This window comes from Streptomyces sp. S186 (assembly GCF_051603415.1).
Taxonomy (GTDB): domain Bacteria; phylum Actinomycetota; class Actinomycetes; order Streptomycetales; family Streptomycetaceae; genus Streptomyces.
On record NZ_CP193932.1, the window covers coordinates 1,870,119 to 1,891,437 of the forward strand.

Genomic DNA, 21,319 nt, shown 5'->3' on the forward strand with positions numbered 1-21,319 from the left:
GGGCGGTCAAATCCCTTGCCGCGCCGGCGGCGGCGCGGACATCATCCCTCCATGATCGGACATCATCCCTCCGTGATCGATGCCACCGCGCTCGCCGAGAAGCCGGTCCTCGAAGGCGACCGGATCCGGCTGGTGCCGCTGTCCGAACGGCACGCGGACGCCTTCCACGCCACCTTCCAGGACCCCGGGACCAGGCGCCTGACCGGCACCCACCACGACTGGACGCGGGCCGAGATCGGGGCCTGGGTCGCGCGGTGCGCGGAGCGCACCGACCGGCTGGATCTGGCCATCGAGGACCGGGAGACCGGCGCCTATCTGGGCGACCTGGCGCTGAGCGGCATCGACCGGCACAACGCCCACGGCTCCTTCCGGATCGCGCTGGTCCCCGCCGCCACCGGCCGCGGCCTGGGCCCGGAGGCGATCCGGCTGCTGCTCGGCCACGCCTTCGACCGGATCGGCCTGCACCGCGTCCAGCTGGAGGTCTACTCCTACAACGAGCGGGCCCGGCGCGCCTACGAGGCGTGCGGCTTCGCCCTGGAGGGCCGGATGCGCGAGGCGCTGTACTGGGACGGTGCCTGGCACGACGTCCTGCTGATGGCGGCACTGCGGCCGTCGGGACCGGCCCGCACGACCCAGTAGTCGTCCCCAGGCACCCCCAGCCACGCCCGGCCGTCCCCGGGTCACCTCACAGCCACTCGCCGAACCGGCGGATGTACCAGCGCTTGACGCCCTGCGTGAGCAGGCAGTACGCCGCCAGGGTCGCGGCCAGCCACGGGAAGTACGCCGCCGGCAGCGCCTGCATGCCCAGCGCCCCGGCCAGCGGCGAGAACGGCAGCCACAGGCCGACGGCCATGACCAGTGCAGTCATCAGCAGTACCGGCCAGGCGGCCCGGGACTGGACGAACGGGATCCGGCGGGTCCGCAGCATATGGACGACCAGGGTCTGGGTGAGCAGGCCCTCCACGAACCAGCCCGACTGGAACAGCGCCTGGTGCGCCTCGCTGTTCGCGCCGAAGACGTACCACATCAGCGCGAAGGTGGTGAGGTCGAAGACGGAGCTGGTCGGACCGAGGACGAGCATGAAGCGGCGGATGCCCCGGGCGTCCCACTTGCGCGGGGTGCGCAGGTAGTCGGCGTCCATCCGGTCCCAGGGCGTGGCCAGTTGGGAGATGTCGTACAGGAGGTTCTGCACCAACAGCTGGAGCGCCAGCATCGGCTGGAACGGGATGAACGCGGACGCGGCGAGCACCGAGAAGACGTTCCCGAAGTTCGACGAGGCGGTCAGCTTCAGGTACTTGATGGTGTTGCCGAAGGTCAGCCGGCCGCGCAGCACGCCCTGGCCGAGGACGGTGAGGTCCTTCTCCAGCAGGATGATGTCGGCGGACTCCTTGGCGATGTCGACGGCGGTGTCGACGGAGATGCCGACATCGGCGTCGCGCAGCGCGGCGGCGTCGTTGATGCCGTCGCCGAGGAACCCGACGGTGTGCCCGTCGGCCTGGAGGGCACGCACGATCCGGGCCTTCTGGACGGGGTTGACCTTGGCGAACAGGGTCGCGGTGCGCGCCCGGTCGAGGAGCTCCAGGTCGTCGAGGGTGTCGATCTCGGCGCCGGTGACGGGCGTGCCGGGGTCGATGCCGACCTGCGCGCAGACCCGGGCGGCGACCAGTTCGCCGTCGCCGGTGACGACCTTGACGGCGACGCCGTTGTCGGCGAGCGCCCGGAGCGCCTCGGCGGCGTCCCGCTTCGGCGGGTCGAGGAAGGCGAGGAAGCCGATGAGGGTCAGGCCGTCCTCGTCCGCGACGGTGTAGCCGGCGGGGGTGCCGTCCGGGGCGGCGGGGATGCCTTCCGTGCCAGCGGGGCCGTCCGGGGCGTCCGGGGCGTCCGGGGCGTCCGGGGCGTCCGGGACGGTGACGGGCAGGGTGCGGGTCGCCACGGCCAGCACCCGCAGCCCCTGGCGGGCGTGGTCCTCGGCGGTGCGCAGCACCATGTCCCGCAGCGCGCCGGTGAGTTCGACGGGGTTACCGGTGTACACCGCCCGGTCGCAGCGGTCGAGGACCTCCTCCACCGCACCCTTGGTGATCAGGAGGTGCTCGGCGGCGGGCCCGTCGAGGTCGTTGCGGCGCAGTACCACCGACATCCGCCGGCGCGCGAAGTCGAAGGGGATCTCGTCGACCAGCGTGAAGCGGGCGTCGACGACAACCTCCTCGGCCTCGTGCATCCGGTCGATGACGGCCTGGTCCATCAGGTTGCGCAGCCCGGTCTGGAAGTGGCTGTTGAGGTAGGCGAGTTCGAGGACCTCGGTGTCGGGCCGGCCGTGCACGTCGAGGTAGCGGTCCAGGACGATCCGGTCCTCGGTGAGGGTGCCGGTCTTGTCGGTGCACAGCACGTCCATGGCGCCGAGGTTCTGGATGGCGTTGAGCTGCTTGACGACGACCTTGCGGCGGGAGAGGGCGACCGCGCCGCGTGCCAGGTTGGTGGTGACGACCATCGGCAGCATCTCGGGGGTGAGGCCGACGGCGACGGCCACCGCGAAGGTGAACGCCTCCGCCCAGTCGCCCTTGGTGAGGCCGTTGATGAGGAACACCACCGGGACCATCACCATCATGAAGCGGATCAGCAGGAAGCTGACCTTCTTGACGCCGATGTCGAAGCCGGTCTCCGGGCGCTCGCCGACCAGCGCGCCGGCCATCGAGCCGAGGTAGGTGTCCGAGCCGGTGGCGACGACGACGCCGGTGGCGCTGCCGGAGGTGACGGAGGTGCCGGTCAGCACGAGGTTGCCGGCCTCGACCGGGTCGGCGGTGGTGTCCTGGCCACGGTCGGTGGCCAGCCGGGTGTCGTCCTTGGCGACCGGCAGCGACTCGCCGGACAGCGCGGCCTGACTGACCATCAGGTCCTTGGCGTCCAGCAGCCGCAGATCGGCCGGGACGAGGTCGCCGGCGGCCAGCTTGACGACGTCGCCGGTGACCACGTCGGCCATGGGCACCTCCACGGTGGCCGGCAGCCGGCCGCGGCCCGCCCGGCGCCGCACCGCGGTGGTCGTGGTGACCAGGGCGCGCAGCGCGGCGGCCGCGGCCCCGGAGCGGTACTCCTGCCAGAACCGCAGCCCGGCGCTGATCAGCACCATCGCGCCGAGGATGGCGATCTTCGGGTCGAACGGCTCGGTGTCGGCGACCTGCAGCCACTGCCCGTACATCACGACGACCAGCACCGCGAGCACCAGGATGAACGGATTCCAGAACGCCTTGGCGAGCTGTACGTACCAACGGGCCGGGCGCTCCTGGGCGATGGCGTTGGCGCCGTCCCGCTCCCGGCGCAGCGCCGCCTCGCGGTGGGAGAGGCCGGCCGGGGTGGCGGCGAGGTCGCACAGGACCTGCTCGGCGGGGCGGGCGCTGTACTCGGCGAGCCGGCCGGCGACGCGCCGGGTACGGGCTTCCAGCTCGGCGGCCCGGCGCTCGCGGCGGGGGCGGCGGCCCGGCGGAGCGAGCGTGCCCTTCGTGGGCGGGCTGGTCGGGGTCATCGTGGTCATGGCGAAACCTCCTGACGCGCACGCGGGCAGGCCGGAACCGACCGCCACCGAAAAGAGCCGCAGGGATCCACAGAGATCCGCAGAAATACGCGAGGAAACGCGAGAAAATCCCCACGGCGGAATGCGAAAAAGAGCCTGGGACCGCTGGCGTGAAATGTTTTCGGGCAGGCCGAAAATCCGGTGCGCGCGGGCGCTGAGAATGATGGAAAATTACCGGTAAGGGCATTCTTCGGTGAACCGGGCCCCTCGGTGGGACCGTCGGAAAACGTGCGGAACACGGAACGCGGGACGACCGGCACGCGGCGTGGACGGTCCGGGTCCGGGTCCGACGGGCAGCGCGAAGCGCCCGGGATTCACCGGTGAGAGCACACAGCAGTGCGGGAAAAAGCCGCGGTCACGCGGAGAACGGCGCGATCAGCCGGCGGCAGCGCTGCGGCAAGGACTTCCTTCGGGACTCATCCCGATCACCTCCTTGCTCGCGCGGACATCGCCGGGAACCCCCTTGGAAGGGCTCCCTCGCTGCCCCATCCTGCCATACGTTCACCGCTCGCCCGTCATTCTTTCGGCCTATTCCGTCATTGCGGGGTGTGAGGTGCGTCGCGCTGCTCGCGGGCGAGGCGCGCGTCATAGGCGGCGCGGGCCGTCGCGATTTCGTTTTGATGTTCCTCGGTCCAGGTCACCAGGGACTGAATGGTGTCGTGCAACGTCGCGCCCAGCGGCGTGAGTTCGTAGTCCACCCGCGGCGGGACGACCGGATGGACGGTGCGGCGGACCAGGCCGTCGCGCTCCAACTGGCGCAGGGTGACGGTCAGCATCCGCTGGCTGATGCCGTCGACCTCCCGGCGGAGTTCGGTGAAGCGCAGCACCCGCCGGTCGAGCAGGGCGATGACCAGCAGCGACCACTTGTCGGCCACCCGGTCGAGGATCTGCCGGACCTCGCAGCCCTCCCGGACGTCCCACTGGCGGGCGTCGTAGTCGCAGTCGGCGTCGGCCGCGCCGCCATCAGTGCCGCCGGCGCCGCCGATGTCGCCGGCAGGGGCGGTGGTCCGTTCCTCGTGCATGGTTCCCCCGAAGTGACCGGGTGACTTCACAGTGCCTTCTTCCATGATCCTTCACGGTGCCGCACGATGCGGTCAGTAACAAGAGGTAACCGTCGTGGTCTTGTGAGTCTTGTGAGGTCTTGTGAGGAGCACCGCTGTGTCCCGGTCCCCGGCAGCGTCCTGGCCGCTGCTGCTCGTCCTGTGCGGGGCGATCTTCCTGGAGGGCATCGACATCGGGATGCTGAATGTCGCACTGCCGCCGATCCGCGCCGAACTGGGGCTTTCCACCGGCGCGTTGACGTGGGTGATGAGCGCGTATGTGCTGGGCTACGGCGGGTTCATGCTGCTGGGCGGGCGGGCCGCGGACCTGTTCGGGCGGCGCCGGATGTTCCTGGCGCCGCTCGCGGTGTTCGTGGTGTTCTCGGGGCTGGGCGGGCTGGCGACCGAGGGGTGGACGCTGATCGGGGCGCGCTTCGTGACCGGGGTGTGCGCGGCGTTCATGGCCCCCGCCGGGCTGTCGATCATCACCACGAGCTTCCCGGCCGGGCCGCGCCGCGACCGGGCGCTGCTGATCTACTCCGGTACCTCCGGCGGCGGGTTCTCCGCCGGGCTGATCGCGGGCGGACTGCTGACCGCGGTCGACTGGCGCTGGGTGTTCTTCGCCCCGATGGTGCCGGCGCTGCTGGTGCTGGTCGCCGGATGCCGCCTGGTGCCGCGGGACGCGGTGCGCGGCGGTGCCCGGCCGTCGGTCGACCTGGCCGGTGCGCTGACCGTGACCGGCGCCGCGCTGCTGCTCGTCCTGGCCGTCGAACAGGCCGCGCACGCACCCGTGGTGCGCACCGTGGCGGTGCTGGCCACGGGGGCGGCGCTGCTGACCGCGTTCGTTTTGATCGAGCGGCGGTCCGCGGCGCCGCTGGTCCGGCTGGGTCTGCTGCGCTCCTGGCCGCTGGTGCGGGCGAACGTGACGGCGCTGCTCTTCACCGCGGGGTTCTTCGGCTTCCAGTTCGTCGCGGTGCTCTACTTCCAGGAGCTGCGCGGCTGGTCGGCCGAGCGGACCAGTTACGCGATGCTGGCGATGGGCGCCGACGCGGTGCTGGCGCCGGTGCTCACCCCGCGGCTGGTGCGGCGGTTCGGGCACGCCCGGGTGATCGTCGCCGGCCTGCTGTGCGCCGGGCTGGGCTATGCGCTGTTCCTGCCGGTGGGCGCTGACTGGCCGTATGTGGCGATGTTCCCGAGCATGCTGCTGGTGGGCGTCGCGTTCGCGCTGGTCTACGGTCCGCTGACGATCGTGGCGACGGACGGGGTCGCGGCCGCCGAACAGGGCCTGGCCGGCGGCCTGTTGTACACCTCGTTCCAGTTCGGCGCGGCCTTCGGGCTGTCGGCGGTGACCGCGGTGACGGTCGCGGCCACCGGCACCGGCGGCGCCCCGGGCGCGGTGCTCGCCGGCTATCACGCGGGGCTGACCGTGCCCGCCGGGCTGGCCCTGGCGGCCCTGCTGGTCGGCGCGGCCGGGCTGGTGCGGCGGCGTCGCCCGGGACCGCCGGACGCCCCGGGAGACACCGGCGCGGACCCGGGCGACGGCCGGCGCTTCAACAGGCGACGGACGACCGGTTCCGCGTCCGCCGCCGCAGTCAACAGCACCGTGAAACAGGCACGTTGACGTAGCGTCAGGCAACCTCGCCGATCCGCCCCACCGGCCGGGACGTCTCCCGGTGGATGGGGGTGTGCGCGCCGGTCAGTGGGGCGCCGGTGCCGCCGCGGCGGTTGGCGACGATCTCGGCGGCGATGGAGAGCGCGGTCTCCTCGGGGGTGCGGGCGCCCAGGTCCAGCCCTATGGGCGAGCGCAGCCGGTTCAGCTCCAGCTCGGTGAGTCCGACGTCGCGCAGCCGCTGCTGGCGGTCGAGGTGGGTGCGGCGGGAGCCCATCGCGCCGACGTAGGCGACCGGGAGCTTGAGCGCCCGTTCCAGCAGCGGGACGTCGAACTTGGCGTCGTGGGTGAGGACGCAGAGCACCGCGCGGGAGTCCAGCTGCTGGGAGTCGAGGTAGCGGTGCGGCCAGTCGACGACGATCTCGTCCGCGTCCGGGAAGCGGGTGCGGGTCGCGAAGACGGGGCGGGCGTCGCAGACCGTGACGTGGTAGTTGAGGAACTTGCCGACCTTGACCAGCGCTGACGCGAAGTCGATCGCGCCGAAGACGATCATGCGGGGGGCCGGGACGGAGGACTCGACGAGGAGAACGACGGGCTGCCCGCACTGCGACCCGCTCCGCTGCGCTCCGCCTTCGCTCTCTGATTCCTCCTCGGATGCGAAGCCCGCCCCGATCTCCAGGGTCGTGGTCCGTCCGGCGTCCAGCAGGGCCCGGGTCTCCTCGACCGCGGTGCGGTCCAGGGCCGGGTGTCCGCCGAGACTGCCGGTGTGGCTGCCGTCGGGGCGGACCAGGAGGGCGCGGCCGAGCAGTTCGGCCGGCCCTTCGATGATCCGCGCGAGCGCCGCCGCCTCCCCCGAGGCGGCGGCGGTCAGCGCGGCGGCGAGCGTCGCGGCGTTGCCGTCCACCGCGTCCGCCGCGTCCACCCCGCCCCCTGCGGGGCCGCCGTCGGCGGCGGGAGTGCTCGCCCGTATCGGAGTGATGGCGATGTCGATGATTCCGCCGCAGGTCAGGCCCACCGCGAAGGCATCCTCATCGCTGTATCCGAAGCGCTCCAGGACGGGTCTGCCGGTCTGCAGCGCCTCCTGGCACAGCTCGTAGACCGCGCCCTCCACGCACCCGCCGGAGACCGACCCGATCGCCGTGCCGTCGCTGTCGACGGCGAGTGCGGCGCCGGGCTGGCGGGGGGCGCTGCCGTGGGTGGCCACGACGGTGGCCACGGCGAAGGTGCGTCCCTGCTGCATCCACCGGTTCAGCTCGTCGGCGATGTCCAGCATGTCGGTCTCCTTACGGACGGGGAGCGGGCGGGCGCTACTTGACGCCCAGCCACTGCTCGATCGGATGGAGCGAGAAGTAGACGAGGAAGACGCCGGTCAGCACCCACATGAAGGCACCGATCTCGCGCCACTTGCCCTGGGCCGCCTTGATGGCGGTGTAGGCGATGACGCCGGCACCGACGCCGGTGGTGATCTGGTACGTGAACGGCATCAGGGCCACGGTCAGGAACACCGGAACCGAGGTCGCCCGGTCGCTCCAGTCCACATGTCCCGCGACACTCATCATCATGGACCCGATGACGACCAGCGCGGCGGCGGCCACCTGGGCGGGCACGAGCTGGGTGACCGGGGTGAAGAAGAGGCAGGCCGCGAAGAGCAGACCGGTGATCACCGACGACAGGCCGGTGCGGGCGCCCTCGCCGACGCCGCTGGCCGACTCGATGAACACGGTCTGGCCGGAACTGCCGGTCAGGCCGCCGATCGCACCGCCGGCGCCGTCGACGAACAGCGCCTTGGACAGGCCCGGCATCCGGCCCTTGTCGTCGGCGAGCTTGGCCTCGGTGCCGACGCCGATGATGGTGGCCATGGCGTCGAAGAACCCGGCCAGCACCAGGGTGAAGACGATCATGGTGACGCTGAGTGCGCCGATGGAGCCCCAGCCGCCGAACGCCACATGCCCGAAGAGCCCGAAGTCCGGCATGGAGACCGCCGAGCCGCCCAGCTCCGGGGGCGTGCCGCCCCAGTCCTTGGCGGTCAGCCCGCCCAGCCTGGTGGCCCCGATGGCGAGCGCCGAGCCGACGACGATGCCGATCAGGATCGCGCCGGGCACCTTGCGGGCCTGCAGCATGAAGATCAGCAGGAGGGTGATACAGAAGAACAGGACCGGCCAGCCGACGAGGTGGCCCGACAGGTCGCTGCCGAGCGTGACCGGGCCGCCGGCACCCTTGCCCACGAAGCCGGCCTTCACCAGCCCCAGCAGGGCCACGAACATGCCGATGCCCATGGTGATGGCGTGCTTGAGCGCGAGCGGGATGGCGTTCATGACCATCTCGCGCAGCCCGGTGACGACCAGGAGGCAGATGACGACGCCGTACATCACGCACATGCCCATCGCCTGCGGCCAGGTCATGTGCGGGACCACCTGGGTGGTCAGCGCGGCGGAGACGTTGAGGCCGGCGGCCAGGGCCAGCGGGACCTTGCCGACGAAGCCCATCAGCAGGGTGCAGGCCGCCGCGCCCAGTGCGGTGGCGGTCACCAGGGCGGGGTGGTCCAGGGTGTTCTTGTGGACGTCCTGCACGGTACCCAGGATCACCGGGTTGAGCAGCAGGATGTAGCACATGGCCATGAAGGTGGTGATGCCGCCGCGCGTCTCCCGCGCGAGGGTCGACCCTCTGTCGGATATGTGGAAGTACCGGTCGAGCCAGGATCGGCCGGCGGGCGGGCGCGAGCCGTCACCCGCGTCTTCCGCCGTGGTCCTCGGCTCGGTGGACTGCTGGGTCATGGTGCCTTACTCCCAAGGTTCATAGGGGCACTCGCGAGGGGGCGAGATTTGGGATGGAACTTCGGCTGCACGACCCGGGGGACGGCCCGAGACGAACGTGGTACTGACTGCGCGGAGTTGCGGTGGGTCAGCCTGGGGTTGGTGCGGTGGGGGCTCCGGGCGGTGTGCTGAGAAGGACGGACAGGGACACCCCTTGCTGCGCACCGCCCGGAGGGTTCGGGTGCCTGGGAAGGCGGCCCCAGGCGTTGCTCCGCTACGTGCCCGTCAGGTGCTCGGGACGTACCGGGGTCCGGTTGAGCTCCAGCCCGGTCGCGTTCCGGATCGCCGCGAGGACGGCCGGGGTGGACGACAGGGTCGGGGCCTCGCCGATGCCGCGCAGCCCGTACGGGGCGTGCTCGTCGGCGAGTTCGAGGACGTCGACCGGGATGGTCGGCGTGTCGAGGATGGTGGGGATCAGGTAGTCGGTGAAGGAGGGGTTGCGCACCTTCGCGGTCTTGGGGTCGACGATGATCTCCTCCATCACCGCCACGCCCAGGCCCTGGGTGGTGCCGCCCTGGATCTGGCCGAGGACGGAGAGCGGGTTGAGCGCCTTGCCGACGTCCTGGGCGCAGGCCAGCTCGATCACCTTGACCAGGCCGAGTTCGGTGTCCACCTCGACGACCGCGCGGTGCGCGGCGAAGGAGTACTGGACGTGGCCGTCGCCCTGGCCGGTCCTGAGGTCGAAGGCCACGGTGGGCCGGTGGCGCCACTCCGCCTCGATCTCGACCGCCTCGTCCTCCAGCACGTCGGCCAGGTCCGCGAGGACCTCGCCGCCGTCGGTGACGACCTTGCCGCCCTCCAGGAGGAGTTCGGCGGTCGCCCACGCCGGGTGGTACGTACCCAGCTTGCGGCGGCCGAGCTCCAGGACCTTCTCGCGCACCAGCTCGCAGGCGTTCTTGACGGCGCCGCCGGTGACGTACGTCTGACGCGACGCGGAGGTGGAGCCGGCCGAGCCCACCTGGGTGTCGGCGGGGTGGATGGTCACCTGGGTGACGCCGAGTTCGGTGCGGGCGATCTGCGCGTGGACGGTGACGCCGCCCTGGCCGACCTCCGCCATGGCGGTGTGCACGGTGGCGACGGGCTCGCCGCCGAGGACCTCCATGCGGACCTTGGCGGTGGAGTAGTCGTCGAAGCCCTCGGAGAAGCCGACGTTCTTGATGCCGACCGCGTAGCCGACGCCGCGGACGACGCCCTCGCCGTGCGTGGTGTTGGACAGGCCGCCGGGCAGCTGCCGGACGTCGGCGCCCTCGCTGGACTCCCACTGGCGCTCGGGCGGCAGCGGCATCGCCTTGACGCGGCGCAGGAGTTCGGCGACCGGGGCCGGGGAGTCGACCGGCTGTCCGGTGGGCATGATCGTGCCCTGTTCCATCGCGTTGAGCTGACGGAACTCGACGCGGTCCATGCCCAGCTTGTCGGCGAGCTTGTCCATCTGCGCCTCGTAGGCGAAGCACGCCTGGACCGCGCCGAAGCCGCGCATGGCGCCGCAGGGCGGGTTGTTGGTGTAGAGCGCGTACGCCTCGATGTCGACGTCGTCGATCACGTACGGGCCGACCGACAGGGACGAGGCGTTGCCGACGACGGCCGGGGAGGCCGAGGCGTAGGCGCCGCCGTCCAGGACGATCCGGCACTTCATGTGCGTGAGCTTGCCGTCCTTGGTCGCGCCGTGCTCGTAGTAGAGCTTGGCGGGGTGGCGGTGGACGTGCCCGAAGAACGACTCGAACCGGTTGTAGACGATCTTGACCGGCTTTCCGGTGCGCAGTGCCAGGAGGCAGGCGTGGATCTGCATCGACAGGTCCTCGCGGCCGCCGAACGCGCCGCCGACGCCGGCGAGCGTCATCCGCACCTTGTCCTCGGGCAGGCCGAGCACCGGGGCGATCTGCCTGAGGTCCGAGTGCAGCCACTGGGTGGCGACGTAGAGGTCGACGCCGCCGTCCTCGGACGGCACGGCGAGCCCGGACTCGGGGCCGAGGAACGCCTGGTCCTGCATGCCGAAGGTGTACTCGCCCTTGACGATGACGTCGGCCTTCTTGGCGGCCTCGTCGGCGTTCCCCCGGATGATCGGCTGGCGGTGAACGATGTTCGGGTGCGGGACGTGGCCGATGTGGTGGTCGTCGCGGTGCTCGTGGACGAGGATCGCGTCCGGTGCGGTGGCGCTCGCCTCGTCGGTGATGACGGGCAGTTCGCGGTACTCGACCTTGATCTTGGCGGCGGCGCGGCGGGCGGTCTCCGGGTGGTCGGCGGCGACCAGCGCGACGGGCTCGCCGTGGTGGCGGACCTTGCCGTGGGCGAGCACCGGGGTGTCCTGGATCTCCAGGCCGTAGTTCTTCACCTCGGTCGGCAGGTCCTCGTAGGTGAGGACCGCGTAGACGCCGGGGGTGGCCAGCGCCTCGCCGGTGTCGATCGAGACGATCTCGGCGTGCGCGACCGGGGAGCGCAGGATCTGGCCCCAGAGCATGTCCTCGTGCCACATGTCGGACGAGTAGGCGAACTCGCCGGTGACCTTGAGGGTGCCGTCGGGGCGGAGCGTGGACTCGCCGATGCCGCCCTTGGTCTGGGACCCCTGGGTGACCTTGGCCGGGATACCGGTGGTGCGTGTGTCTGCCATGGCCTCAGACCCCCTCGGGCTCGGACTGGCGGGCCGCGGCGAGACGTACCGCGTCCATGATCTTCTCGTAGCCGGTGCAGCGGCACAGGTTGCCGGAGAGCGCCTCGCGGATGTCCGCGTCGGACGGGTTCGGGTTGCGCTCCAGGAGCTCGTCGGAGGCGACCAGCAGACCCGGTGTGCAGAAACCGCACTGGACGGCGCCGGCGTCGATGAACGCCTGCTGGATCGGGGCCAGTTCGGCGCCCTCGCCGGTCTGCGAGTCGGTTCCCTTGGCGGACCAGCCCTGTGCCTCCTGGAGGGAGGTGCCGCAGGTGTCGCCCTCCTCGTGGCCGCCGCAGGAGCGGTTCTTCGCGAAGTCGGCGAGGCCCTCGACGGTGACGACCTCGCGGCCCTCCACCTGGCCGGCGGCCACCAGGCACGAGCAGACCGGCACGCCGTCCAGGCGGACCGTGCACGAACCGCACTCGCCCTGCTCACAGGCGTTCTTGGAACCGGGCAGGCCGAGCCGCTCGCGCAGGACGTACAGCAGCGACTCGCCCTCCCACACGTCGTCGGCTTCCTGCTTGCGGCCGTTGACCGTGAAATTGACGCGCATCAGGCAACGCCACCCTTCTGAGAAGTGCCCGCTCCCGGGCCGCGGTAGGACTCCCAGGCCCAGGTCAGCGTGCGGCGGGCCATGATGCCGACCGCGTGGCGGCGGTACGAGGCGGTACCGCGCACGTCGTCGATCGGGTTGCAGGCCGCCGAGCACAGGGCGGCGAACTGCTTGGCGACCGACGGGGTGATGATCCGTCCGTTGTCCCAGAAGCCGCCCTCCTCCAGGGCCGCGTTCAGGAACTCCTCGGCGGCCTTGGCCCGGACCGGGGTCGGGGCGGCCGAGCCGATGCCGGTGCGCACCGTGCGGGTCTCGGGGTGCAGCGCAAGGCCGAAGGCGCACACCGCGATGACCATGGCGTTGCGGGTGCCGACCTTGGAGTACTGCTGCGGGCCGTCGGCCCTGGCGACGTGCACCGCGCGGATCAGCTCGTCGGGCTGGAGCGCGTTGCGCTTCACGCCCGTGTAGAACGCGTCGATGGGGATCATCCGGGTGCCGCGGGCCGCGGACTCCACCTCGACCTCGGCGCCGGCGGCGAGGAGGGCGGGGTGCGCGTCACCGGCCGGGGAGGCGGTGCCGAGGTTGCCGCCGACGCCGCCGCGGTTGCGGATCTGCGGTGAGGCGACCGTGTGCGAGGCGAGCGCGAGGCCCGGCAGCTCGGCGCGCAGGTTCTCCATGATGCGGGTGTACGGGACGGAGGCGCCCACCCGGACGGCCCGCTCCCCGACCTCCCACTCCTCCAGGTCGCCGATCCGGTTCAGATCGAGCAGGTACTCCGGGCGGCGGTGGTCGAAGTTGATCTCGACCATCACGTCCGTACCGCCCGCGATGGGCACAGCGGTAGGGTGCTCAGCCTTGGCGGCGAGCGCCTCCTCCCAGCTGGCGGGGCGAAGGAAGTCCATGGTTGGCCTCTTCTACGAAATGGGGTCGTCCGCTGCTCATGGTCGGGACCTCGGGCCCTTGTCGCCATGGCGCCGTTCATGTCTTGTTCACGCGGTTGGCCTTAGTGAACGCGCCCGGCACCCGCGCGGTGCAGTCACCGAAACCATGAAGCGGTTGGCTGGCCACGCCGCCCGTCTTGTAGATTCGAACGAAAGACGAGGGATCGACACCTCGCGGAATTCCACCGGCAACACCAGACAGCACAGAACGGCGGGCGAGGTCATGCGGCTCCGCGCACTCCTGGACACACACTCCCTGGGCCTGAAGCTCCTCGGGGGCGAGGAAGAGCTCGACCGTACCGTCCGTGGCGTGATGACCACCGACCTGCGGGACCCCAGCCGGTACCTCTCCGGCGGGGAGCTGGTCCTCACCGGCCTGGCCTGGCGCCGGGAACCGGAGGACTCCGAGCGGTTCGTCCGCATCCTGGCCGGCGCGGGCGTCGCCGGGCTGGCCGCCGGCGAGGCCGAGTTGGGCGCCATCCCCGACGACCTCGTCCAGGCGTGCGCCCGGCACCGGCTGCCGCTGTTCTCGGTCGACGAGAAGGTCTCGTTCGCCTCGATCACCGAGCACGTCGTCCGGCAGGTCTCGAGCGAGCGGGCCGGCGACCTGGCCGCCGTGGTGGACCGGCACCGGCGGCTGATGACCTCCGGTCCGGCCGGCGGCGGCCCCGAGGTCGTCCTGGACCTGCTCGGCTCCGATCTCGACCTGCGCGCCTGGGTGCTCTCCCCCACCGGCCGGCAGATCGCCGGCTCCACACTGGCCGACGCCGGTCCTGAGCTGCCCGCGGAGCTGGGTGCCCGCCTGGCCGGCGAGCACCTGGCCGCCGCCCGCGGCGGCCGCCGCGGCCCGTACCGGATCGACCTCGCCGGCACCGCCTACTCGCTCTTCCCGATCCGCCACGAAGGCCGTGACCTGCGGCAGACGGTGCTCAGTGACTGGCTGCTGGCGGTCGAGGCGGACGCCGGCGACTGGTCCGAGGAGCGCCTGGACCTGCTGCACGGCGTCACCCAGCTGATCGCCGTCGAACGGGACCGCCGGGAGGCCGCCCGCACGGTCCGCCGGCGGCTCGCCCAGGAGGTCCTGGAGCTGGTGCAGACCGGTGCGCCGCCGGCCGAGATCGCCGCCCGGCTGCGGGTGGCCGCCCCGGTGCTGCTGCCCGGTCTGGGCGCCGCGCCACACTGGCAGATCGTGGTGGCCCGGGTCGAGTGGGAGGGCGGCGACGTGCCCGGCGGCCCGGTGGCGCAGAGCCTGCTGGAGGAGGTGCTGATCGATCCCGGCACGTTCGGCCCGGAGCCGTCGGACCGGATCGCGGTGGCGCACACCGGCGACGAGGCGGTGGCGCTGGTGCCGCTGCCGGCCGTCCCCGAGGACTCCGCCGACACCACCGCGACGGACGGCCTGCACGCCGACCGGCTGCTGCGCGCCGTCCAGGAGCCGCTCGCCCGCGGCCTGGACGGCGACGGCCGGCTCACCATCGGCGTCAGCGCCGCCGTCCACTCGGCCGAGGGGCTGCGCGGCGCCCTGGAGGAGGCCCGGCACGCCCGCCGGGTCGCCGCCGCCCGCCCGGGCCGGGTCTGCGCCGCCGGCCACGAGGAACTGGCCTCGCACGTCCTGCTGCTGCCGTTCGTCCCCGACGACGTCCGCCGGGCCTTCACCGCCCGGCTGCTGGACCCCCTGCGGGACTACGACCGCCGCCACCGCGCCGAGCTGATCCCGACCCTGGAGGCGTTCCTGGACTGCGACGGCTCCTGGACACGCTGCGCCACCCGCCTGCACCTGCACGTCAACACCCTCCGCTACCGCGTCGGCCGGATCGAGCAGCTGACCGGCCGTGACCTCTCGCGCCTGGAGGACAAGCTGGACTTCTTCCTGGCCCTGCGGATGAGCTGACGGCCCGTCGGGCCGGGCGGCGGGCCGCGCCCGGTGCGGATTCCGTACCGGGCGCGCGGGGCGGCGGCCCATCGCCGCCCGTGCCCCGTCCCCGGGTCCCCCGATCGGGCGGCGTCGCGTCGGCACCGTTGCCGCGCCCGGCGCACGGCTCGTCGCGCACGGCGGCCAAACCACCGCGTATCGGCCACCGGGAGCGCCCCGCGCGATTGTGAAATCTTTCACCCATCCCCTTGGCCCGGCGACGGGATTCATGCTGAGATGCGCCCACTGCATCCTGCATTCCCGCTCAATGGCGCGCTCGGGGAGGGCACTGTGGCGGACACCGCCATGTCCGGATCCGCGGATCCCGCGGATTCCATGAGGTCCGAGGATCAGGTACCGGTCCCGGCACCGCGGCCGGGAGCCGCGCCGGGAGCGGGCGGCCCGGCGGGCGACGATCCCCTGGACCGCGCCGTGTGGCGGCTGCGCTCCCGGGGCTGCTGGCTCGACGCGGCCGCCCTCCTGGAGCCCTACGCCGCCCGGCAGGCACCCGCCGCACTGCGCCGCGCCGCGCTCCTGGTGGAGCGCTGCATGTTCACCGCCGCCGGCTTCGCCGAGGCCGAGGACGCGCTGCGCACCGCGGAGGCGCTCGCCGGCGACGACGGCGAACGCGGCGCCGCGGCCTGCGAGCGCGGCCAACTAGCCTACGCCTCAACGGTGTTGGGCGTCCGCGACCGGGCCGACGAGGCGCGCTCGGCGCTCGGCCGGGCGGCGGCGCTGCTGGCCCCCGGCGAGGCCGCCCGCCCGCTGCTGGACTACCGCCGCGGGCTGCTGGCCGAGCACCTCGCCGACAGCCCGGACGCCGCCCGCGCCGCCTACCGCCGCGCCCACGCCGGCGCCGCCGACCAGGGCGACGCCTTACTGCTCTCCTTCACCTGGCGCCACCTGGCCGGACTGGCGCTGCGCGAGGGGGAGTTGACGGAGGCCCGGCACGGCTTCACCGAGTCCCTGCGGATCCGCGAGGAGCTGGGCTTCCTGATCGGCACCGCGCCGGCGCTGGCCGCCCTGGCCGACGCCGTCCCCGACGACGAGGCGGTCCGCCTGCGCACCGAGGCCGCCCGCCTGTTCCGCCTCATGGGCGGCCTCCCCACCTGGCTGGCCGGCCAGCTGCCCCCGGCCCCGCCGGAGGAACCCGACGCAGCGGGCTGAGCGGCGGGCTGAGGCGCGTCCACCGGACGGCCCGGGATCGGACCGGGCCCCGGGCTCCCCCGGCGCCCGCCGTGCGTCACTCGCCCTCCGTCACTCACCGTGCACCGCTTACCGTCCGCGGTCGGCCGCCTGCCGTTCGCAGCCCGCCGCCGGCCGTCCGCCGCCCCCGTTCGCCGTCGGGAAACGGCCCCGGGTCCGCGTTCTCCGGCCGTCAACCACCCCGCCTCGGCCATGCCGCGACCCGCGCCGATTGGCCGGATCCGGACCCTCCCGGGGGTGGATCGGCCGGGCCGAGGGGGCTGCCGGGCGCCCAGCGGTCGGTAGCGCCACGCCTCAGGTGCCCCGAGAATGGCCACAAGTCGCACTGCGACCTGGCGGGCGCGGCCTGAATGCTGGTCCGCGACCAGCTCCCATTGGCACAGCCTTCAGGAGGCGCACCGTGGCAGGAGTGACCCACACCACCAGCACCGGAACCGACTGGGGCAAGGCGCATTTCGAGGCGATCTACAACTGCCCTGATCCGCGCCGCTACTTCGGCGGTCTGCAGCCCCTGGAGTACCAGATCCCGCACCACGGCCAGGCCGTGTTCCGCGCGCTGGCCGACGCGCTGCAACGCCGGCGCGGCGACCGCCCACCGCTGCGCGTCGTCGACCTCTGCTGCTCGTACGGGGTCAACGCGGCGCTGCTGAACCACCGGCTGACCCTCGACGACCTCTACGACCGCTACACGGGAGGCGGGCCCGGCGCCCCCGCGGGCGACGCCCTGGCCCGCGCGGACCGCGCCTTCTACGCCGGGCTGCGCCGCCCCGACGCGGCCCTGGTGACCGGCATCGACGCCGCGGAGCACGCGGTCGGCTACGCCGTGGCGGCCGGCCTGCTCGACCACGGCTTCGCCGCGAACCTGGAGGCGGACGCCCCGAGCCCGCAGCTGTGCCGGGCACTGGACGGCACGGACCTGATCACCGTCACCGGCGGCGTCGGCTACATCACCGCGCGCACCTTCGCCCGGCTCTTCGACTGCTTCACCGCGCCGCCCTGGGTCGCCGCGTTCGTGCTGCGCACGGTGTCGTACCGGCCGGTCTCCGCGCTGCTGGCGCGGGCCGGGCTGGTGACCGAGCGGCTGACCACGCGGACGTTCCGACAGCGGCGGTTCGCCGACGACGCCGAGCAGCGGGCGGCTTTCGAGGCGCTGGCGGCGCGCGGACTGACCACCGGCGGCAAGGAAGCCGACGGCTTCTACCACGCCGAGCTGTACGTCTCCCGGCCCGCCGCCGACGTCGCGGCACTGCCGCTGCCGGAAATCCTGCCGGTCTTCTGACCGGCGTTCCGGCCGACCCTCTGACCGGCCTTCTGAGCAGGTCTCCTGAGCTCGCCCCCGCGGCACCCCGCGCCCGGCCGCCCTGCGCCTCCGCGGCCGCCCCGCCGCCTCAGTGCGGGTGCCGGGCCGCCGACAGGTGCTCGCGGGCGATCCGCTCGACGACCGCGTGCTCCCCGGCGACCAGCGCGTCGAGCAGAGCCGTGTGCTCGGAGGCGTCGGCCAGCAGCTCGGCGGTGCGCAGCCGGGCGCCGCCGCCCCCCGACCACTGCGCGCGGCGCAGCAGATCGCCGGTGACCTGGGTGAGCCGGCGGTTCCCGGTGAGCGCGATCAGCGCCTGGTGGAAGGCGTGGTCGGCGTCGGCGTACCCGGCCCGGTCGCCCCGGGCGGCGGCGGCCACCCCTTCGTCGGCCAGCGGCCGCAGCTCCTCCCAGCGCTCGGGGCGCACCGCCCGGGCCAGCCGCACGATCGCGGGCAGCTCCAGCATGGTGCGGACCTCGGCGAGCTCGGCGAGGTCGCGGGAGCTGCGCTCGCAGACCCGGAAGCCGCGGTTGGGTACGACCTCGACGGCGCCCTCCCCGGCGAGCTGCTGCATCGCCTCGCGGACCGGGGTCGCGGAGACGCCGTACCGCTCGGCGAGGACCGGGGCGGAGTAGACCTCGCCGGGGAGCAGTTCCCCGGCGGCCAGTGCCTGGCGCAGCGCGTCCAGGACCTGGCCGCGGACCGAGTGGCGGAGCGGCCGCCGCGGACCGGGCAGCAAGCCGCCGGCCCCGGGCGTCCGCACCCGGGCCTCCGGTCGCGGCTCCGCTGTGCCCTGCTCCATGGCGCTCCTCCTGCTGCTGACGGCTTGCGTGGATCCGCCGGCGCGACGCCGGTGTCCGGATCCGGGGTGTCAGCACCATAAGCGCCCGAAGTGCCGGTTCACACCTTCGCGGGCGCGGGTAGGGATTTCGGATAAGGTAAGCCTTACCTGCCAACGATCGCGATTCGGTGGTCCCCCGCATGCCTCCTGCCACTGCTGCCGCGCCCGCCGCCCACTGCTCCCACCCCGCCGGGGACGCCTACGCCCGGCTCGCCGAGGTCTTCCCGGACCTGCGGGTGACGGTGCGGGACGCCACACCGCCCGAGGACGACGGCTGGCTGACGGCGTCCGCCCTGGCCGCGGGCGGCCCGGCGCTGGACGCCTTCCTCGCCGACGAGGCGGACCGGATCGCCCGGGACTACGGTCAGCCCGCCCGCCCCGACGTGGTCGCGAGCTTCGCGCTGCACCGCTACGCCTGGCCGGCCTGCCTGCTGATCACCGTCCCGTGGTTCCTGCACCGCCGGGTGCCGTACCTCTCCGCGGAAGACGTGGGCTTCCACCGTGAGCTGGGCCGGATGGCGGTGCGGGCGGGCTCGTTCGGGTGCCTTCCGGACGACCCGGCGGCGGCCCTGCCCGGCGCGCGGGTGGTGCCGGACGAGGAGGCGCTGCGCGCCGAGGTCCGCACCGCGGTCGCCGACCATCTGCGGCCCGTCCTGGAGGGCTTCCGCGCCCGGATGCGGCGCGGCCCCCGGGCAGCCTGGGGCATGGCCTCCGACGAGATCGTCGAGGGGCTCTGGTACATCGGGCACCTGCTGGGCGAGGAGGCACGGGCGGTGGCCGAGCTGGCGCGGCTGCTGCCGGGCGCCGTCGCGCCGTACGTGGCCGGCGCCGGCTTCCGCGAGCTGCCCGGCCCCGGCGGCACCGCGCTGCCCACCCGGGACCGCGCCAGCTGCTGCATGTACTACACCCTGCGTCCCGAGGACACCTGCGTCACCTGCCCGCGCACCTGCGACGCGGAGCGCATCAGCCGCCTCACCGCAACCTCCTGACCCGCCGACCGCCCCCACGGCCGCCCCTCCTCTCGCACACAACTTCCCCTCCACGCAAGGAAGTTCGAGACCTCCGGGTCATTCCGCCGCGGGCCCCGGTACACCTTGGCGTTCTCTTGCTCCGAAACCCCCTGCACCCGGGGTCGATCCCGTAAGGATGGCGCGCGCACTCGCGAACCCGCGGAAGTGCCACCACCTGAGCGAGGAATCCCGGAGTGAGAATGAACGAGATATCGCTGAATTGGATGATTCCGACGTTTCTGCTGCTCGCCGGGGGCACCGTCACCGCCTTCCGCTTCCTGCGCGGCAGGCACGCGGGCCGGCGGGCCGGCACCGACGAGTCCTGGGAACGCACCGTGGACCGCCGCCGGCGCAAAGAGGCGGTCTTCGCCTCGGCCGCCTACATGCTGCTGTTCTGCTGCGCCGCCGTCGCCGCGGCGCTGTCCTTCCACGGCCTGGTCGGCTTCGGCGTCCAGAACCTCGGGCTCACCGGCGGCTGGGAGTACCTGGTGCCGTTCGGGCTCGACGGCGCCGCGATGTTCTGCTCCGTCCTGGCGGTGCGCGAGGCCAGTCACGGTGACGCCGCACTCGGCTCCCGGATTCTGGTGTGGATGTTCGCCTGCGCCGCCGCCTGGTTCAACTGGGTGCACGCACCGCGCGGGTTGGACCACGCGGGCGCCCCGCAGTTCTTCGCCGGGATGTCGCTGTCGGCGGCGATCCTCTTCGACCGGGCGCTGAAGCAGACCCGCCGGGCGGCGCTGCGCGAACAGGGCCTGGTGCCCCGGCCGCTGCCGCAGATCCGCATCGTGCGCTGGCTGCGCGCGCCCCGCGAGACCTTCGCGGCCTGGTCGCTGATGCTGCTGGAAGGCGTGGGGACGCTGGACGAGGCGGTCGAGGAGGTCCGCGACGACAAGCGGGAGCGGGCCCGGAACCGGCTCCACCGGCGGGAGCAGGGCAAGCTCGACCGGGCCCGGATCAAGGCCCTCAACCGGCAGCACCGCTCCTGGGCCAGAGGCGGTGGACGCCACGCCCTCCCGGCGGGCGCGCCGCTGCCCTCCGTGGAGGCCGGCCCGGAGGCCGTAGGGCCGGTCGACCCGGCGCCGTTGCCTCCCGGCGACCCGGCCGGCCGCCCCCGGCCGGCCCTGAAGGCCGTGAACGGTACCGAGCCCGAGGGCTCCGCCATACCCGGGCGCCGCGCCCCCGTCGACCTCACCGCCGAGGACGACACCCAGACGATTCCCCGGCTGGACTCCCTGGAGGAGAAACTCGCCGAGATCGAAAGGCAATTCGGCTGAACGGTGGCGGACCGCGCCGACCCTCACCCCCGGCTTGACGACAGGCCCTCAGGCCGGTCCGCCACCCAACTCGAACCAGACGCACTTGCCGACCCCTTCGGGGCGGATGCCCCAGGCGTCCGCCAGGGCGCGTACCAGCATCAGCCCGCGCCCCGAGGTGCCGTCGACCGACGGGGCACGCGGTTCCGGACGGCGTTCGGCGAAGTCCCGCACCTCCACCCGCAGGCGGTCGGTGACCCGCGCCGTCACCACCGCCCCGCCGTCGGTGTGCAGCAGGGCGTTGGTCACCAACTCGCTGGTCAGCAGCGCCGCCACCTCGGGATCCGCCGGCGCCCCGCCGTCCGGCGGCGCCCAGCGGCCGAGTAACTCCCGCAGCTCACCGCGGAGTTCGCCGACCGCCTTGAGGTCCGCCTGCCGTACCTTGCGCTCCAGCACCCGGGGCGCGCGCAGCGCCACCGCGCCGTTTCCGTCCCCCCTGTCCGCCCCCTGCCGTCTGTTCCGTTCCTCGCACCGCACAGGCTGACGCATCTCTCCCCCGCCCCCCAGACGAACCACCGGCGCTCTGCCTCGAACAGCCTCACGGTCAGCATTCCCATCGGGCCCGCTGCCAT

The 21,319-nt window shown here is 73.0% G+C and carries 16 protein-coding genes; 7 read left to right on the forward strand and 9 right to left on the reverse strand.

Annotated elements, in window-relative coordinates:
• Window positions 1-51: 51 nt before the first annotated feature.
• On the forward strand, window positions 52-639 hold the full coding sequence (locus ACRAS8_RS08035) for a GNAT family N-acetyltransferase (RefSeq protein WP_438485203.1): 588 nt from the start codon (window positions 52-54) through the stop codon (window positions 637-639).
• Between the two features lie 46 nt (window positions 640-685).
• On the opposite strand, the gene mgtA is transcribed toward ACRAS8_RS08035, so the two are convergent.
• The gene (mgtA, locus tag ACRAS8_RS08040) at window positions 686-3,526 is read right to left on the reverse strand and encodes a magnesium-translocating P-type ATPase (RefSeq protein ID WP_438485205.1); all 2,841 of its coding nucleotides are present in this window, start codon (window positions 3,524-3,526) and stop codon (window positions 686-688) included.
• Window positions 3,527-4,101: 575 nt separating this feature from the next.
• Window positions 4,102-4,632, reverse strand: a complete 531-nt coding sequence (locus tag ACRAS8_RS08045) for a winged helix-turn-helix transcriptional regulator (RefSeq protein WP_438485207.1) — start codon at window positions 4,630-4,632, stop codon at window positions 4,102-4,104.
• A gap of 91 nt (window positions 4,633-4,723) precedes the next feature.
• Between ACRAS8_RS08045 and ACRAS8_RS08050 the strand changes: the two genes are divergently transcribed.
• Window positions 4,724-6,226 (forward strand): MFS transporter, encoded by a 1,503-nt coding sequence (locus ACRAS8_RS08050; protein ID WP_438485209.1) that lies wholly within the window; start codon window positions 4,724-4,726, stop codon window positions 6,224-6,226.
• Between the two features lie 7 nt (window positions 6,227-6,233).
• On the opposite strand, the gene ACRAS8_RS08055 is transcribed toward ACRAS8_RS08050, so the two are convergent.
• The 5 genes from ACRAS8_RS08055 to ACRAS8_RS08075 form a co-directional block, all read right to left on the reverse strand.
• A complete protein-coding gene (locus ACRAS8_RS08055; protein ID WP_438485211.1) occupies window positions 6,234-7,487 on the reverse strand; it encodes an XdhC family protein in 1,254 nt (417 codons plus the stop codon).
• A 34-nt stretch (window positions 7,488-7,521) separates the two neighbouring features.
• Window positions 7,522-8,988 carry an NCS2 family permease gene (locus ACRAS8_RS08060; RefSeq protein ID WP_438485213.1) on the reverse strand — a complete coding sequence of 489 codons (1,467 nt, stop codon included), beginning with the start codon at window positions 8,986-8,988 and terminating at the stop codon, window positions 7,522-7,524.
• A gap of 253 nt (window positions 8,989-9,241) precedes the next feature.
• Complete coding sequence (locus ACRAS8_RS08065; protein WP_438485215.1) at window positions 9,242-11,632, reverse strand: xanthine dehydrogenase family protein molybdopterin-binding subunit; 2,391 nt, start codon at window positions 11,630-11,632, stop codon at window positions 9,242-9,244.
• A 4-nt stretch (window positions 11,633-11,636) separates the two neighbouring features.
• On the reverse strand, window positions 11,637-12,227 hold the full coding sequence (locus tag ACRAS8_RS08070; protein ID WP_438485217.1) for a (2Fe-2S)-binding protein: 591 nt from the start codon (window positions 12,225-12,227) through the stop codon (window positions 11,637-11,639).
• Window positions 12,227-13,129: an FAD binding domain-containing protein gene (locus ACRAS8_RS08075; RefSeq protein WP_438485219.1), complete on the reverse strand. Its 903-nt coding sequence runs from the start codon at window positions 13,127-13,129 to the stop codon at window positions 12,227-12,229. The genes ACRAS8_RS08070 and ACRAS8_RS08075 overlap by 1 nt, the downstream gene beginning before the upstream one ends.
• Window positions 13,130-13,391: 262 nt before the next feature.
• Between ACRAS8_RS08075 and ACRAS8_RS08080 the strand changes: the two genes are divergently transcribed.
• From ACRAS8_RS08080 to ACRAS8_RS08090, 3 genes are all read left to right on the forward strand, one after another.
• Window positions 13,392-15,059: a PucR family transcriptional regulator gene (locus tag ACRAS8_RS08080; protein WP_438485221.1), complete on the forward strand. Its 1,668-nt coding sequence runs from the start codon at window positions 13,392-13,394 to the stop codon at window positions 15,057-15,059.
• Between the two features lie 357 nt (window positions 15,060-15,416).
• A complete protein-coding gene (locus ACRAS8_RS08085; RefSeq protein ID WP_438485222.1) occupies window positions 15,417-16,247 on the forward strand; it encodes a hypothetical protein in 831 nt (276 codons plus the stop codon).
• Window positions 16,248-16,695: 448 nt separating this feature from the next.
• Entirely contained in the window at window positions 16,696-17,565 is an 870-nt protein-coding gene (locus ACRAS8_RS08090) for a hypothetical protein (protein WP_438490382.1), read from the forward strand.
• 109 nt (window positions 17,566-17,674) lie between these two features.
• On the opposite strand, the gene ACRAS8_RS08095 is transcribed toward ACRAS8_RS08090, so the two are convergent.
• Window positions 17,675-18,385: a GntR family transcriptional regulator gene (locus ACRAS8_RS08095; RefSeq protein ID WP_438485224.1), complete on the reverse strand. Its 711-nt coding sequence runs from the start codon at window positions 18,383-18,385 to the stop codon at window positions 17,675-17,677.
• Between the two features lie 179 nt (window positions 18,386-18,564).
• Here ACRAS8_RS08095 and ACRAS8_RS08100 point away from each other — a divergent pair, with 179 nt between their 5' ends.
• Both ACRAS8_RS08100 and ACRAS8_RS08105 read left to right on the forward strand, forming a co-directional pair.
• Window positions 18,565-19,413, forward strand: a complete 849-nt coding sequence (locus ACRAS8_RS08100; protein WP_438485226.1) for a (2Fe-2S)-binding protein — start codon at window positions 18,565-18,567, stop codon at window positions 19,411-19,413.
• Between the two features lie 215 nt (window positions 19,414-19,628).
• The gene (locus ACRAS8_RS08105) at window positions 19,629-20,708 is read left to right on the forward strand and encodes a DUF2637 domain-containing protein (RefSeq protein WP_438485227.1); all 1,080 of its coding nucleotides are present in this window, start codon (window positions 19,629-19,631) and stop codon (window positions 20,706-20,708) included.
• A 48-nt stretch (window positions 20,709-20,756) separates the two neighbouring features.
• Here ACRAS8_RS08105 and ACRAS8_RS08110 read toward each other — a convergent pair whose 3' ends face one another.
• Window positions 20,757-21,236 carry an ATP-binding protein gene (locus tag ACRAS8_RS08110; RefSeq protein ID WP_438485229.1) on the reverse strand — a complete coding sequence of 160 codons (480 nt, stop codon included), beginning with the start codon at window positions 21,234-21,236 and terminating at the stop codon, window positions 20,757-20,759.
• Between the last annotated feature and the right edge of the window lie 83 nt (window positions 21,237-21,319).

Excerpts from the sequence above, each read along its gene's own strand:
- ACRAS8_RS08045 (WP_438485207.1), bottom strand. The coding sequence starts at position 4,632 with ATGGAAGAAGGCACTGTGAAGTCACCCGGTCACTTCGGGGGAACCATG.
- ACRAS8_RS08100 (WP_438485226.1), top strand. The coding sequence starts at position 18,565 with ATGCCTCCTGCCACTGCTGCCGCGCCCGCCGCCCACTGCTCCCACCCC.
- ACRAS8_RS08055 (WP_438485211.1), bottom strand. The coding sequence starts at position 7,487 with ATGCTGGACATCGCCGACGAGCTGAACCGGTGGATGCAGCAGGGACGC.
- ACRAS8_RS08065 (WP_438485215.1), bottom strand. The coding sequence starts at position 11,632 with ATGGCAGACACACGCACCACCGGTATCCCGGCCAAGGTCACCCAGGGG.
- ACRAS8_RS08085 (WP_438485222.1), top strand. The coding sequence starts at position 15,417 with ATGAGGTCCGAGGATCAGGTACCGGTCCCGGCACCGCGGCCGGGAGCC.
- ACRAS8_RS08060 (WP_438485213.1), bottom strand. The coding sequence starts at position 8,988 with ATGACCCAGCAGTCCACCGAGCCGAGGACCACGGCGGAAGACGCGGGT.
- ACRAS8_RS08110 (WP_438485229.1), bottom strand. The coding sequence starts at position 21,236 with ATGCGTCAGCCTGTGCGGTGCGAGGAACGGAACAGACGGCAGGGGGCG.
- ACRAS8_RS08035 (WP_438485203.1), top strand. The coding sequence starts at position 52 with ATGATCGGACATCATCCCTCCGTGATCGATGCCACCGCGCTCGCCGAG.
- mgtA (WP_438485205.1), bottom strand. The coding sequence starts at position 3,526 with ATGACCACGATGACCCCGACCAGCCCGCCCACGAAGGGCACGCTCGCT.
- ACRAS8_RS08080 (WP_438485221.1), top strand. The coding sequence starts at position 13,392 with ATGCGGCTCCGCGCACTCCTGGACACACACTCCCTGGGCCTGAAGCTC.
- ACRAS8_RS08075 (WP_438485219.1), bottom strand. The coding sequence starts at position 13,129 with ATGGACTTCCTTCGCCCCGCCAGCTGGGAGGAGGCGCTCGCCGCCAAG.
- ACRAS8_RS08070 (WP_438485217.1), bottom strand. The coding sequence starts at position 12,227 with ATGCGCGTCAATTTCACGGTCAACGGCCGCAAGCAGGAAGCCGACGAC.
- ACRAS8_RS08095 (WP_438485224.1), bottom strand. The coding sequence starts at position 18,385 with ATGGAGCAGGGCACAGCGGAGCCGCGACCGGAGGCCCGGGTGCGGACG.